13 protein-coding genes are annotated in these 14,650 nt (G+C 65.1%); 9 read left to right on the forward strand and 4 right to left on the reverse strand.

Features of this window, described 5'->3' with window-relative positions; translation table 11 throughout:
- Positions 1-99: 99 nt before the first annotated feature.
- Positions 100-987, reverse strand: coding sequence for a LysR family transcriptional regulator (locus A3AS_RS0101980; protein ID WP_018315929.1), 888 nt, complete (start codon positions 985-987; stop codon positions 100-102).
- A 126-nt stretch (positions 988-1,113) separates the two neighbouring features.
- On the opposite strand from A3AS_RS0101980, the gene A3AS_RS0101985 reads away from it, so the two are divergent.
- From A3AS_RS0101985 to A3AS_RS0102025, 8 genes are all read left to right on the forward strand, one after another.
- A complete protein-coding gene (locus A3AS_RS0101985; RefSeq protein ID WP_026201577.1) occupies positions 1,114-2,535 on the forward strand; it encodes an amidase in 1,422 nt (473 codons plus the stop codon).
- A gap of 84 nt (positions 2,536-2,619) precedes the next feature.
- Complete coding sequence (locus A3AS_RS0101990) at positions 2,620-3,570, forward strand: ABC transporter permease (protein WP_018315931.1); 951 nt, start codon at positions 2,620-2,622, stop codon at positions 3,568-3,570.
- Positions 3,567-4,460: an ABC transporter permease gene (locus A3AS_RS0101995; protein ID WP_018315932.1), complete on the forward strand. Its 894-nt coding sequence runs from the start codon at positions 3,567-3,569 to the stop codon at positions 4,458-4,460. The genes A3AS_RS0101990 and A3AS_RS0101995 overlap by 4 nt, the downstream gene beginning before the upstream one ends.
- Before the next feature lie 2 nt (positions 4,461-4,462).
- On the forward strand, positions 4,463-5,476 hold the full coding sequence (locus tag A3AS_RS0102000) for an ABC transporter ATP-binding protein (protein WP_026201578.1): 1,014 nt from the start codon (positions 4,463-4,465) through the stop codon (positions 5,474-5,476).
- Positions 5,473-6,477, forward strand: a complete 1,005-nt coding sequence (locus A3AS_RS0102005; RefSeq protein WP_018315934.1) for an ABC transporter ATP-binding protein — start codon at positions 5,473-5,475, stop codon at positions 6,475-6,477. The genes A3AS_RS0102000 and A3AS_RS0102005 overlap by 4 nt, the downstream gene beginning before the upstream one ends.
- Before the next feature lie 56 nt (positions 6,478-6,533).
- Positions 6,534-8,030 carry an ABC transporter substrate-binding protein gene (locus A3AS_RS0102010; protein ID WP_018315935.1) on the forward strand — a complete coding sequence of 499 codons (1,497 nt, stop codon included), beginning with the start codon at positions 6,534-6,536 and terminating at the stop codon, positions 8,028-8,030.
- Between the two features lie 572 nt (positions 8,031-8,602).
- On the forward strand, positions 8,603-9,805 hold the full coding sequence (locus tag A3AS_RS0102015; protein ID WP_018315936.1) for a calcium-binding protein: 1,203 nt from the start codon (positions 8,603-8,605) through the stop codon (positions 9,803-9,805).
- Between the two features lie 240 nt (positions 9,806-10,045).
- On the forward strand, positions 10,046-11,251 hold the full coding sequence (locus A3AS_RS0102025; protein WP_018315938.1) for a calcium-binding protein: 1,206 nt from the start codon (positions 10,046-10,048) through the stop codon (positions 11,249-11,251).
- A gap of 148 nt (positions 11,252-11,399) precedes the next feature.
- On the opposite strand, the gene A3AS_RS48120 is transcribed toward A3AS_RS0102025, so the two are convergent.
- The 3 genes from A3AS_RS48120 to A3AS_RS0102040 all read right to left on the reverse strand — a co-directional run bounded on the left by A3AS_RS48120 (position 11,400) and on the right by A3AS_RS0102040 (position 13,514).
- Positions 11,400-11,552: a hypothetical protein gene (locus A3AS_RS48120; RefSeq protein WP_018315939.1), complete on the reverse strand. Its 153-nt coding sequence runs from the start codon at positions 11,550-11,552 to the stop codon at positions 11,400-11,402.
- A 400-nt stretch (positions 11,553-11,952) separates the two neighbouring features.
- Positions 11,953-12,579 (reverse strand): alpha/beta hydrolase, encoded by a 627-nt coding sequence (locus tag A3AS_RS0102035; RefSeq protein WP_018315940.1) that lies wholly within the window; start codon positions 12,577-12,579, stop codon positions 11,953-11,955.
- Positions 12,576-13,514, reverse strand: coding sequence for a ring-cleaving dioxygenase (locus A3AS_RS0102040; RefSeq protein ID WP_018315941.1), 939 nt, complete (start codon positions 13,512-13,514; stop codon positions 12,576-12,578). Before A3AS_RS0102040 ends, A3AS_RS0102035 begins: the two co-directional genes overlap by 4 nt.
- Positions 13,515-13,642: 128 nt before the next feature.
- Here A3AS_RS0102040 and A3AS_RS0102045 point away from each other — a divergent pair, with 128 nt between their 5' ends.
- A complete protein-coding gene (locus tag A3AS_RS0102045; protein ID WP_018315942.1) occupies positions 13,643-14,554 on the forward strand; it encodes a LysR family transcriptional regulator in 912 nt (303 codons plus the stop codon).
- The last annotated feature ends 96 nt before the right edge of the window (positions 14,555-14,650 follow it).

The following is a 14,650-nucleotide window of genomic DNA, read 5'->3' on the forward strand; positions in this document are numbered from 1 at the left end:
GAGCGCGAGAGCTTCGTTGGCCGCGCGAGACCCCTCACCCGTCTCGCCGCTTCGCGGCGATCCACCCTCTCCCACGAGGGGAGAGGGGAAGGCACCGAGTCACATCCGCGCAACGGCCTTCTCGGCGCATTTTATGAACCTGGAGATCAGCGGGCTCTGGGAATCCCTCCGCCAGCACACCGCGATGTCGATAGAATCGGCGGCATCGCGCAGCGGCCTGAACACGATGCCGCGTGGCGCGCCGAGCTGGGCGCAGGCCGGCACGATCGCAAGACCTTCGCCGGCGAGAACCAGGCTCATGGCCGAATGCACCGTCTCCACACGACTCGCGATCGGCATCACGATCTGATGTCGTCGCAGCAGGGCTGCGACCGCGGAGGAGGCGGGATCTTGCTCCGGAGGCGGCAACGCGATCAGCGGACGGCCCTGCAACCGCGCCATCGGCACGGCGCCGAGACGTGCGAGCGGCGAGCGGATCGGCATTGCCAGCATGAATGGCTGCGCACCGATCCGAGCTACCTGGATCTCGGGATGGTTGATGGCCGGCATGCACAGCGCAACCGTGACACTGCGGTCAAGCAGCCTGGCCTCGCGCGTCGATGCGCTGAGCTCGGCGAAGTCGAGATCGACGCCGGGAATGGAGCGGCGCAGCTCAGGGATAAGCCGCGGCAGCATCGCATTCGCCAGGACGAACATGTAGCCGACCGAGAGCCGCCCGCGCTTGCCGGCGGCGACCGCGCGCGCAGCTTCGGCGCCGTCGACGGCCAGCGCCAGAGCTTCGCTCGCACGCGCCAGCAGCGCCAGGCCTGCCTCGGTCAGGTCCATGCCGCGGGTGCCGCGGCGGAACAGCGGCGCGCCGATCTCGGCCTCGAGCTTGCGGATCTGGACGGACAGCGGAGGCTGAGCCATCCGCAGCCGCTCGGCGGCCTTGCCGACGCTGCGTGTCTCGGCGACGGCGACGAAATAGCGGAGGCGGCGAAGATCCATTGGCATACTGTAAACGTATGGGTTGGCCATCAAAATCGTATTGGACGGCGAGTTAACAAAACTGTCATTCTCGCTGTCAATGCTTTGGGCCAACGGCGGCCCGCTTCGGAGCGTGATGTGACGACGATGAACGGCGATCCCTGTCTCCTGTCCGCAACCGAGCTGCGCGGCCTCATCGCCGAAAAGCGGATTTCGCCCGTCGAGATCGTCAGTGCCGTGCTCGCGCGCGCCGAGGCGCTCCAGCCCGAGTTGAACTGCTTCATCACGCTCTGCGGCGACGAGGCGATGGCGCAGGCGCGCGTCGCCGAGCGCAAAATGATGGCCGGCGAGCCGCTCGGCCTGCTCCACGGCATCCCCGTCACCGTCAAGGACATCGTCAACACCAAGGGCGTCAAGACCACCTTCGGCGCCGTTCCCTACAAGGACAATGTGCCGAACGAGGATGCCGTCGCGGTGGCGCGGCTGCGCGCCGAAGGCGCAATCCTGATCGGCAAGACCACGACGCCGGAATTCGGCAGCAAGTGCCTGACCGATTCACCTTTGTTCGGCCGCACCCGCAATGCGTGGGATCGGTGCCGGTCCTCCGGCGGCTCCAGCGGTGGCGCGGCCGTCGCGGTCGCCAGCGGCATCGCGCCGCTCGCGATCGCGACCGACGGCGGCGGCTCGACGCGAATTCCCGCGGCCTGCAACGGCGTGGTCGGCTTGAAGCAGAGCAACGGAGTCATCCCCCATAGTCAGGCGCTCGATGCGTTCGGCAACCAGACCTATGTCACGCCGACCACGCGGACCGTCGCCGACACGGCGTTGATGATGCAGGCGATGGCAGGCGAGGATGCTTGCGACCCCTGGTCGATCGGCGTCCCCGTGCCCGATTTCATCGGCACGGCCGCGCCGCGCGGCGATCTGCGCGGGCAGCGGATCCTGTATTGCCTGACGCCGCCGGGCCGTCCGGTGTCCGCCGAGGTCGCAGCCAGCTTCAAGGCGAGCCTCGACCGGCTGGCGGGGCTCGGCGCCGAGCTCGAGGAATTTTCCGGCGACGGTTTCGACATCGAGCCGATCTGGCGCGCCATCAACCACACGGTCTGGCGCACGCGCTTTGCAAAACTCGCAGCCGACCACAAGGACGAGCTGAGCGAGGCCTTCCTCAAGCAGCTCGCGCTTGCGACCGAGGTCAGCGGCGTCGACTACCAGGAGGCGATGTTCGCGCGTACCGCGCTGTTCCGCCGCGTGCAATCGCTGCTTGCGCGCGGACACTTCCTGGCGATGCCGACGCTCACGCGCACCGCGCTGCCGATCAAGCAGGATTTGTTCGGCTCCATCGAGATCGACGGAGCGCATTTCGACAGTGTCCGGCCGCACTGGTTCCCCTGGACCATGCCATTCAACATGACCGGCCATCCCGCCGTCAGCCTGCCCTCTGGCTTTGGCCGAGACGGCCTGCCGATCGGGCTTCAGCTCGTCGGCCGCTTCCGTGCCGATGCGGAGTTGCTGCGCGTCAGCGCGCTGTTCGAGGCTTCAAGCGACCTTCTGTCCCGCTGGCCGGCTTGAGGAGATGGGCATGCTGCAAAGGGCTTGCCTCCGGCGTCCGGACATGTTGATCGTGCCGCAGCTGAGCCCTGAAGCCGAGCGCGCATGAGCGTATTTGTCCTCCGACGTCTGTTGACCTTGCTGGCGACGCTGGTCGGCGCATCCCTGATCATTTTCCTGGTGCTGGACGCGCTTCCCGGCAACGCCGCGCAGATGCTGATGGGCGCCGATGCCTCGCCGGATGCGGTCCGCGCGCTCACCGTCAAGCTTGGGCTCGACCAGCCGCTGGCGGTTCGCTATTTGCAATGGATCAAGGGCCTCCTCGTCGGCGATCTCGGCAACTCCTATGTCTACGGCACGCCGGTCGCCAGCCTGATCGCGGAGCGGCTGGTGCTGACCATTCCGCTCGCGATCATGGCCATGACGATCACGGTGACGCTGGCACTCTCGGCCGGCATCTATACCGCCGCCAATCACAACAAGCTCGGCGACGTCGGCGTGATGTCGCTGACGCAGGTCGGCATCGCGCTGCCGAATTTCTGGTTCGCGATCCTCTTGGTGCTCCTGTTCGCGGTGCGGCTGCAATGGCTCTCGGCGGGGGGATTTTCCGGCTGGGAGGATGGCATCTGGCTCGGCGTGAAGTCGCTGCTGCTGCCGGCGATCTCGCTCGCGGTGGTGCAGGCTGCGATCCTGGCGCGTGTCACGCGCTCGGCCGTGCTGGAAGTGCTGCGCGAGGATTTTGTTCGAACGGCGCGCGCGAAGGGGCTCGGCAAGCGCGAGGTGCTGTGGAGCCACGTGCTGCGCAATGCCATGATCCCCGTCATGACGGTGATGGGGCTGCAATTCGCCAACCTGCTCGCCGGCACCATCGTGATCGAGAACGTGTTCTATCTGCCGGGCCTTGGCCGCCTGATCTTCCAGTCGATCGCCAACCGCGACCTGATCGTGGTGCGCAATTGCGTGATGCTGCTGGCGACCATGGTCGTCATCGTCAATTTCGTGGTCGACGTGCTCTATGCCTTCATCGATCCCCGCATCAAGGTCCACGACCTGTGAGCGCGCCCCTGACCACTCCGATTGACGCGCCGGTCGCGGCGCGCCGCGTACCGGCCAAGACCTTCTGGGGCCGCGCGCTGCACCATCGCAGCTTCGTGCTCGGCGGTTCGCTGAGCCTTCTGGTGCTCGCCTCGGCGCTGCTTTCGCTGGTGTGGACGCCATGGTCTCCTTACGAGATCGACATCGCCTCGAAGCTGCGGCCGCCATCGGCGGCGCACTGGCTCGGCACCGATTCCTTCGGCCGCGACATCGTCTCGCTGCTGCTCGCCGGCGCCCGCGCCACCATCATGGTCGGCGTCATCGCCGTCAGCATCGGTCTCACCTTCGGCGTCACGCTCGGACTGATCGCCTCGGCCCGGCGCGGCTGGACCGAAGAGATCATCATGCGCTTCTCCGACTTCACCTTCGCCTTTCCGGCGGTGCTGTCCGCGATCATGCTCGCCGCGGTGGTGGGGCCGGGGATGGTCACCTCGATCGTCGCGATCGGCATCTTCCAGATCCCGACGCTGACCCGGCTGACGCGCGGCTCCGCCAACGCGATCTGGGCGCGCGAATTCGTGCTGGCCGCGCGTGCCGCAGGCAAGGGCGCCTTCCGTATCACCATCGAGCATGTCCTGCCGAATATTCTGTCGATCCTGATCGTGCAGGTCACCATCCAGTTCGCGCTCGCTATCCTGGCTGAAGCCGCTTTGTCCTATCTCGGTCTCGGCACGCAGCCGCCACAGCCGTCCTGGGGACGGATGCTGAACGATGCGCAGACGCTGCTGTTCCAGTCGCCGATGCTCGCGGTCTATCCGGGCGCTGCGATCGCGATCGCGGTGCTGGGCCTCAATCTTCTCGGTGACGGATTGCGCGACCTGCTCGATCCCCGACTGGCACGGGAGCGATGACGATGGGCGCGCGCTCCACCATGCCGCTGATCGAGGTCGACAATCTCGGTGTCCGCCTCAACACCAGCCGCGGGCCGGCACAGGCCGTGCGCGGCGTCAGCTTCTCCCTCAAGCGCGGCGAGACGCTGGGGTTGGTCGGCGAGTCCGGCTGCGGCAAGTCGATCACCGCGATGTCGCTGATGGGGCTGTTGCCCGATAGCGCCGTGGTCTCGGGCAGCATCAAGCTCGACGGCAACGAGCTCGCAGGGTTGCCGGACGCCGATTACTGCCGCCTGCGCGGCAACCGCATCAGCATGATCTTCCAGGAGCCGATGACCGCGCTCAATCCGATGCACACGATCGGGCACCAGGTGGCCGAGCCGCTGCGACGTCACAAGAAGCACTCGGCGGCGCAGGCGCGCAAAGAAGCCATCGCCTTGCTCGACCGCGTCGGACTGCCCGATCCGGCGCGGCGGGTCGACGCCTATCCGCACCAGTTTTCCGGCGGCCAGCGCCAGCGCATCACCATCGCCATGGCGCTTGCCTGCGAGCCTGACCTGTTGATCGCGGACGAGCCGACCACCGCGCTCGACGTCACCATTCAGGGCCAGATCCTCGACCTCATCGCCGATCTCGTCGAGGAGCGCGGCATGTCGATGATCCTGATCTCGCACGATCTCGGCGTCATCGCCGAGAACGTGCAGCGCATGATGGTGATGTATGGCGGCACCGTCGTCGAGAGCGGGCCGACCGACGAGGTGTTCCGCCGCATGGGGCATCCCTATACGCAGGGCCTGTTCCGCGCCCGGCCGAAGCTCGGCGCGCGCAAGGGGACGCGGCTGAAGACGATCTCGGGCACCGTACCGGAACTTGCGGATCTGGCGGCGGGGTGCACGTTCTCCGACCGATGTCCGCTCGCGATCGATCAGTGCCGCGCCGCGCTTCCGCCGATGGTCGACGTCGGACCCCGGCACGTCGTGCGTTGCATCAGGACGGATGTCTCGATGGCTGAGAACGTCGGAGCGCTGTCCGCATGACCGCTGCGCCCCTTCTCGACGTGAAGGATCTCGAGCAGCGCTACGCCCTGCCGCGGGAGAGCCTGTTTCGCCCGCCGGGCCAGGTGCGCGCGCTCAATGGCGTCAGCGTGCAGGTCGCCGCCGGCAAGAGCCTCGGCGTCGTCGGCGAGTCCGGCTCGGGCAAGTCGACCTTCGCGCGGCTGGTGATGGCGTTGGAGCGGCCGACGTCGGGCCAGGTCGCGCTGCTCGGCCGCGATCTCAATCGCATCTCGGCCGACGAACTGCGTCGCGCCCGCCGCGATTTCCAGATGGTGTTCCAGGATCCTTACGGCTCGCTCGATCCGCGCCAGACCATAGCCCGCATCGTCGCCGAGCCGCTCACTGTGCTGGAAGACGCCGACCGCACCACTTTTCGTGCGCGCGTCGCCGCAGTGCTGCGCCAGGTCGGCTTGCGCGATGCCGACATGGAGAAATATCCGCACGAATTCTCCGGCGGCCAGCGCCAGCGCATCGCCATTGCGCGCGCGCTGATCACCCAGCCGAAGCTGATTGTCGCCGACGAGCCGGTCTCCGCGCTCGACGTCTCCGTGCAGGCGCAGGTGCTGAACCTGATGCAGGATCTGCAGGAGCAGTTCGGGCTGAGCTACATCCTGATCAGCCATGACCTCGCTGTCGTCGACTATCTCTGCGACGAGGTCGCGGTGATGTATCTCGGCCGGATCGTCGAGCAGGGACGGCCCGAAGATCTGTTCGAGCACTGCGCCCATCCCTATACGCGGGCGCTGCTGGAGGCGGTGCCCCGGGCCCGCGCCGGCGGCGGTCGGCGGCGGCGCGGTGGCCAGGCGATCGCCTCGCAATCGGCGGCGGCGGCCGGATGCCCCTATGTCGCGCGCTGTCCGCTCGCCGACCAGCATTGCCGCGAGGCGCTGCCTGCGTTACGCAAGGTGGGCGAGGGGCACCTTGCCGCCTGCCACAAGGCCGAGGCCGTGATGGCGTTGCCGCAGGCAGCCATGGAAGGTTAGTGTCCGGAGCAGGATTGGCGTAGGCTCACGAAGACAGCAGGCCGGGGAGTTACGAGATGTTCAGGAAACTATCCATCGTCGCATTTGCCGCCGCGCTGGTCGCGGCGCCTCTGCCGGTGCTGGCGCAGAGCAAGAAGGACAGCGTCGTCATGGCCATGGCGCTGGAGCCGCCGGGGCTCGATCCGACCAACGCCGCCGCCGCCGCGATCGCCGAGGTCACGCTCTACAACATCTACGAGACCCTGACCAAGATCAACGAGGACGGCTCCGTTTCGCCCTTGCTGGCGGAGAGCTGGACCGCTTCGCCGGACCTGAAGACCTATACGTTCAAGCTGCGCAAGGGCGTCAAATTCCATAACGGCGAGGCATTCGATTCCGCCGCGGTGAAGTTCTCGTTCGAGCGCAACGCCGCGCCGACCAGCACCAACAAGGATAAGAGCCTGTACCAGGCCTTCGAGAAGGTCGAGGCGCCCGACGCCGACACCATCGTGATCACGGTGAAATATTCCGAGCCGAACCTGCCGTTCTTGCTCGGCCAGGCGGGCGGCTCGATCGTCGAGCCGAAGAGCGCGCCGACCAACGTGACGCAGCCGGTCGGCACCGGGCCCTATCAGCTCGGCGCCTGGGCCAAAGGCTCCTCGATCACGCTGAATAAGTGGGCCGATTATCGCAACGCCTCGGCGATCAAGCTTTCGAAGGTGACGATCCGCTTCATCTCCGATCCGGCCGCGCAGGTGGCGGCGCTGCTGTCGGGCGACGTCGATGCGTTCCCGCGCGTCGCCGCGGCGCGCGCCCTGGCCCAGTTCAAAGCCGATCCGCGTTTCACGGTGCTGGTCGGCGGCTCCAGGGCCAAGACCATCGTCGCGATCAACCATCGCAAGAAGCCGCTGGACGACGTCCGCGTCCGCCGCGCCATCCTCGCCGCGATCGACCGCAAGGCCATGATCGACGGCGCCGTCGACGGCTTCGGCACGCCGATCGGTAGCTTCTATGTGCCGGGGGCGCTCGGCTATGTCGACACCACCGGCATCAATCCCTACGACCCCGAGAAGGCCAAGAAGCTGCTCACTGAAGCCGGCGTCACCACGCCGCTCGAATTGTCGCTCAAGCTGCCGCCGCCGTCCTATGCGCGGCAGGGCGGCGAGATCGCCGCAGCCCAGCTCGCCAAGGTCGGCATCGTCGCCAAGATCGAGAACGTCGAATGGGCGCAATGGCTGTCGCAGGTGTTCGCCGGCAACGGGCCGCACAATTTCGACCTCACCATCGTCAGCCATGTCGAACCGTTCGATCTCGTGAAGATCACCGAGCCGGATTACTACCTCGGCTACAACAACGAGAAGTTCAACGCACTCTACAAGCAGATCGTGTCGACGCCCGAGGAGGCCGCTCGCGCCAAGCTGCTCGGCGACGCCCAGCGCATGCTGGCCACCGACGCCGTCTCCGCCTACCTCTATCAGCCGCAGCTGATCACCATTACAGCCAAGAAGCTGAAGGGCGTCTGGAAGGACGTCCCGCAGTACGAGAATGATTTCTCGACATGGTCCTGGGAGTAGGGCGCTCCATCAAGTCGAGCGTATCGCGTCAATCTTGGCCTCTCCCATCGGGGAGAGGCCATTCCTTTGGCGCGTCCAAACAAAAAACTGAAAAACAACCCCATGCACAGTAGCCGGGCATAGTCATTTCAATGGCTTGCACGTTGCGTCGCAATGGCTTGTGCGTTGCGTCGTTCAATGGTCGATACGCCGGAATATTGACCCGTCGGGCAAAACACCGGCAATATTCCATCATCGCGGTCTCGTGGTTCGGGCCGCTGTCGGGCGAGGCACGCCGTGAAGATGCCGATGCCGCCTGGTGGAGTCGCAAGCAGATGCGCCGGCGTTCGCTCGGCTGCTTTTGCCAGCAGGTCATCAAACCTTCACGGATGCGCAATCTGAGGTGACGATCCGCACGACGCAGCCGCGGTTCCATGCGCGCGATCAAACTCTCTCCCGAATTCCTGCAAATCTCTGCCATCTACCAAAGGTAGATTCGCTCCCGGTGAAGCGTGGTCAACAACGCGTCTTGCAAAAAAGAAAGCTCTGCAGGCGTCAGGTCCGCTTCCGACAATGAAAATGGGAGTTACGCCATGCAGCATCTGCCGAACGACACCTACGACGTCACGCTTGACCAATTTGGCCAAATCGCGACCGTGTATGGAGACCCCGGCTTTCCGGCATCCACCGACGTCGTGGGCGGCAACGACACCGTGACCGCCAGTGTCGCCGCGCTCAATGCAAAACTCACGATCTTCGGTGACGACCACACGATGTTGCTTGGTCATTCCCAAGGCGGAAACGACACACTGATCGCCGACATCGACGGCGGCTGGGACGCCGCCGTCGTGATTGGCGATACCCAGTCGATGATCGATGATGCCAAGGGCGGCAACGACACCATCGTCGCGGATGCCGGCCGCACCATCTACACGACGATCTCGGCGTTCGGGGATGTCGCCGGCGACATGTCGGGCAATGCGCAGGGCGGCCATGACGACATCACCGGCTCAATCGCGTGGCGCGGCGGCGCCAATCTGTTCGCCGGCGATGCCGGCGGTTCCATGATGGACACCACGCATGGCGGCAACGACACACTCGATGTCAGCGTGCTCACGACGGATGGCGGGGCGACCGTCAGCGGAGACGCCATCGGTTCCCTGAGGGGGCTCGCGCAGGGCGGCAACGACAACCTGACCGTCACCTTGAACGGTGGCAGCCCCATCTCGAGCGGAGCCCTGTTCGGGGATTCGGCTGAAACCCTGATGGACTTCGCCCAAGGCGGCGACGATGTGCTCACCGTCAAGCTCGACGGCCAGTATGCGGAAGCCGGCGCGCAGATGTACGGCGATGCGCCGACCATGGTGGGCAATTCCCATGGCGGCAACGACGTCCTCAATGGCGGCGCTGGCCGCGATTTCATGTATGGCGACGCGCGAATCTACGAACCGGCGACACCAGGCTCGATCACCGGCGGCGTCGACACGCTGAACGGCGGGGCTGGCGACGACCGGATGTGGGGCGGGGGAAACAGCGACTTGTTCGTCTTCAACACCGGCTCGGGCAACGACACGATCGTCGACTTCGGTCAGGGCAACAAGGCCGTCGGCAGCACCGCGGTGGAACAGGATCTGGTCGACGTGCAGGGCTACGGCTTTGCAGACTGGACGGCGCTGTCGAAACTGATCAGCGACAACTCCGCCGGCGATGCCGTGATCCATCTTTCCGCCAATGATTCAATCACGCTGGACGGGGTTCACACGGCGAACCTGCATCCAACCGACTTCATCATCTGAAGGCGCAGAGCAAGAGCGGCGGTGTCGCCCCGCGACGCGGAGCGCCATCGCGGCTGCGCAATGACGAGTTTCGCCGCACGGCGTAACGAACCCGTCGCCATCAAACTCTGTCCCGAATTCCAGCAAACCTCCGCCATCGACCAGAACTAAATTCGTCTCGGTGAAGCGTGGTCACAGCACGTCGGGCAAAAATTCCAGCGACGTGAGCCCCGCTTCCGACAATGAAATGGGAGTTACGCCATGCAATATCTGCCGAACGACACCATCGACGTCCTGCTCGACCAGTTTGGTCAGATCGAAACCCTCTACGGTGATCCGAATTTTCCGACCACCACGGATGCCTGGGGCGGCAACGACACCGTGACGGTCACCGTCACCCAGCCGGAAGTTGACGTCACGATCTTCGGCGAGGACGACACGACGTTGCATGGCCACTCCCGCGGCGGCAACGACACCCTGACCGTTACTGGGAGCTACGGCTGGAATGCCTTCCTCGTGGTCGGCGACGCCCGGGCAATGACCGACGACGCCAGGGGCGGCAACGACACGATCAGTGTCGGGGCCGATTCGCTTTACACCGACGTGCATGTTTTCGGTGATGTCGCCGGCGACATGTCGGGCAATTCGCACGGCGGCAGTGACACCATCACGAGCGCGGTGGGCTGGCGAAGCTACGACCATGTGTACGCCGGCGATGCCGGCGGTTCCATGAACGGCGCGGCGCAGGGCGGCAATGACACGCTCGACATCACTGTGAACACCATGCAGGGCTTTGCGACAGCTAGCGGCGATTCCATCGGCTCCATCGGCGGCGATGCGCATGGTGGCAACGACAACATCACCTTCACCTTCGGCACCGACGTCGTCTGGACCGCTGGATTCGGCTACGGAGATTCGGCGACCTCGCTGACCGACAATGCCCAAGGGGGAGATGATATTCTCACAATCGAGTTCGATGGCATCGACAGCCTCCATTATACGAACCCGGAGCTCTTCGGCGATGCGCGGACCATGTCCGGCAATGCCCAAGGCGGTAACGATATTCTCACCGGCGGAGCAACCAACGATCACCTCTATGGTGATGCCGCGAACTATGCCCCCGCGACGCCGGGCTCGATCACCGGCGGCAGGGATATTCTCAACGGCGGCACCGGCGATGACCAGCTTTCCGGCGGCGGAAACAGCGACACCTTCGTCTTCAACACCGGCTCAGGCAATGACCTGATCACCGATTTCGATCAGGGCAACAAGGCGGTCGGCAGCACGGTGACCGAGCACGACCTGATCAATGTGCACGATTACGGGTTTGCGGACTGGACGGCGCTGTCGAGCCTGATCAGCGACAATGCCGCCGGCGACGCCGTGATTCATCTGTCGGCGAGCGACAGCATCACGCTCGACGGCGTCCACGCGGCGAGCCTGCACCAGACCGACTTCCTCATCTGAGCGAGTTGCCCTGGAAGCAACGATCTCGCCCCGCCTGCGGCGGGGCGAGACTCGGGTTGCATCTTGGCCGCCCAGCAGCGCTAGCACTTCGGCGCTTGAACGACCGCTTCTGACCCGAAGCGGGCTTGCTGTGCCAGGCCGAAGCTAATTATTCAGTCTTATCAGCTGAACCCTTGCGCAGCGCCTCTAAGGCTATACGGGCGTGGTGGGCTGCTTTCTGGTTGCCCACCGTTTCGATCTTTTCCAGTGCCCAAGTCAAATACTGCATAGCAGCCTGGACGTCAGCAGTTTGGTCGGTCATATGACCGTTTCTATCGAATTATGATCGGTTCGTCCCTCGCTTGCTGCGCATATGCGAATTGCATCAGCGATGGCGGCTGTGGCCAAAAGTGAACAGTCTCGCGGTGACGGAAGGAGCATTATCGGCTGTTGCTCCCCGAGTTCAGCGCCATACTCCGTCCTGAATTGATGCAGAGGTCACGCAGTGATCGACGGTAGTATTCCCATTTTGAGCCCTCGGGCTAAGCGCCTCTTGCGGCGCTTAGCCCGAGGCTGCTCTGACCACACCAATGCGGTTCAGATCGGCGGAAGAGCTGATCAAGTTGGCGAACAGCGGAAGCGGCTGCTGGGTGCGACCCACGACGGGCGGTTCGAGTGAAGGCGGCGGCGCACCGTTTGGAAACGATGCGCCGCTAGTTAGGTCATGCTGCCCTGGCGTGGACGTTGCCGATCCAGTCGCGGGCGAGTGTCACGTCGGCTTGCGACAATTGATGGCCTGCCGGCAGGACCCTATGGGTCACGCTCGCGCTTGCTTGCGAGAGCAGAGCCGCAAGCTTGGCCGAATTGCCGGCCGGCACGATCGGATCAGCCTGCCCAGACAGCAGCAGGACCGGCTTGCCGGCAAGATCGGCCGTAGGCGGATCCGACAGTGGCACCATCGCGCGCAGCAGGATCGCGCCGGCCAGCACCTCCGGCTTCAGCAGCAACAGCGCGGCTGCGATGTTGGCGCCGTTGGAGAATCCGACCGCGACCGGCGCGGCGATGCCGTAGCGCTGCCGAGCCTCGTTGACGAAGTCGCCGAGCTCGTTCGCGCGGCGGCGGACGTCGTCCTCGTCGAACACACCTTCGGCGAGGCGGCGGAAGAAGCGCGGCATGCCGTGCTCGAGCACGCGGCCGCGCGGCGAGAGCAGGGCGGACCCCGGCGAGATCATCTTACCGAGCCCGAGCAGGTCGTTCTCGTCGCCGCCGGTGCCGTGCAGCAGCAGCAGCGGAGGTGAGCCCGCGCTGGCCGCGGGCTCGAAGCGATGGATGAATTCAGTCTCGGTCATGACACGGTCTCTTCCAGATTCGGCAGAACGCCCTCGATCTGCTTGCGCTGTGCTTCGAGGAAAGCAGGCAGCTTGAGGTCTTGCCCCAGCGTCGCGACAGGTTCGTCGACGGCGAAGCCGGGGATGTCGGTCGCAATCTCGAACAGCACGCCGCCGGGCTCGCGGAAGTAGATCGAGCGGAAGTAATTGCGATCCCTTTGCTCGGTCGGATGCAGGCCGTGATTGCTCACGAGCCTTTGCGCCATCTTGCCCTGCTCGGCATCGTCAGCCGCGCGGAACGCGATGTGATGCACCGAGCCGCCGCCCTGATGCCCGCGCAGGAAGCCCTTGGCCTCGTAGATGTCGACGACGCTGCCCTCGACATCGCCAGGCGCCTTGAAGCGGATCACCGAGCCTTCACGGCCGGTCTCCTTGAAGCCGAACACGTCGGTGAGGACGGCTGCCGTCTTCGCCGCGCTGTCGAGCAGCAAGGTCACGCCATGGAAACCGCGGATCGCGTGCTCGGCCGGCACGTCGCCATTGCTCCAGCCGGGCTCGCTCTCGGCGCCGGGAACGCCAACCAGCGCCAGCGCCATGCCATCGGGATCGGTGAACGGCAGCACGGATTCGCCGAAGCGCTTCTCCAGCGCCTCATACGCGATGCCCTTCTCGGTGAAGCGCTGGGTCCAGTAGCCGAGCGAGCGCTGCGGCACGCGGAAGGCGGTCTGATGGGTCTCGCCGACGCCGCGTCGCCCGGCCGAAACGCCCGCCCACGGAAAGAAGGTCAGGATGGTGCCGGGGCGGCCGGCCTCGTCGCCGTAGTAGAAGTGATAGGTGCCGGGATCATCGAAATTGACCGTCTTCTTGACGAAGCGCAGACCGAGATCCCGCGTGTAGAAGCGGAAATTCCTGATGGGGTCGCCGGCTATCGCGGTCACATGGTGCAGTCCAGACATTTTCGTCCTCCATAGTTCGGGGAGCGTCTTGCTCTGGCCGGAAATATCGTTCCGCTTTGTATTGGAGACAATCCATGCAAATATGACGGCTATGTCTACGATTTGGAAACAATCGCCGAGGCCGGCCCTTGGATAAGGTCGCCAGCCTCCGCGCGTTCGTGAAAGTGGTCGAAAGCGGCAGTTTTGCCGAAGCGGGGCGGCAGTTGCGGCTGTCGCGCTCGGCGATCAGCAAATATGTCGCCGACTTAGAGGAGAGCCTCGGCGTGCAGCTCCTGAACCGGACCACGCGGCATGCCAGCCCGACCGAGAACGGCCAGCGCTATTTCGAGCGCGCACTCGTCATCCTCTCGGAGATCGAGGCCGCCGACCAGGCGGTGACGCAGGCCCAGTCGGCGCCGCGCGGCCTGCTCCGCGTCAACGCGCCGATGTCGTTCGGCACGATGCGGCTCGGGCCGGTGCTGGCCGATTTCATGGCGCGCTATGGCGAGCTTCAGCTCCAGATCGTCCTCAGCGACGATCTGCTCGATCCCGTCCAGGACGGTTTTGACGTGACCTTGCGGATCGCGGAACTGGAATCGTCGAGCCTGATCGCGCGGAAAATCACGCCGGTGGCGCGCATGATCTGCGCTTCGCCGGATTATCTCGCACGTCACGGCACGCCAAAGCACCCGCAGGATCTGCGCGAGCACGCCTCGCTGACATACGGCTTCCTGCTCACCGGCAATCAGTGGAAGCTTACCGGCGCGGATGGCGATCACTGGATCCAGCCGGCCTGGTCGCTCTGCGTCAACAATGCCGAGGTGCTGCGCGACGTCGCGATCAAGGGCAGGGGGCTCGCGCTGCTGCCGGAGTTCATCGCCGCTGACGCGTTGCGGACAGGCAAGCTGCGCGCCGTCCTGCAAGACTATTTTGCGCCGCCGCTCGCGCTCTATGCGGTCTATCCGCCGACGCGGCATTTGTCGGTGAAGGTGCGGCTGTTCATCGACTTTCTCGTCGAGCGGTTTGGGCGCGATGAAGAAGCCGGCGCGCAGGCGGGCTGAGGCTGGGTCGCGAAGCCATGGCTCTGCCCGGGCAACGGCTCGCAGCGATCTATCGCGATGAGTCAAGAAGGCGAGCTACACGGCGGACACTCAGGG

Origin of the sequence: Bradyrhizobium sp. WSM2793, assembly GCF_000379585.1 — a bacterium.
Classification (GTDB): Bacteria; Pseudomonadota; Alphaproteobacteria; order Rhizobiales; family Xanthobacteraceae; genus Bradyrhizobium.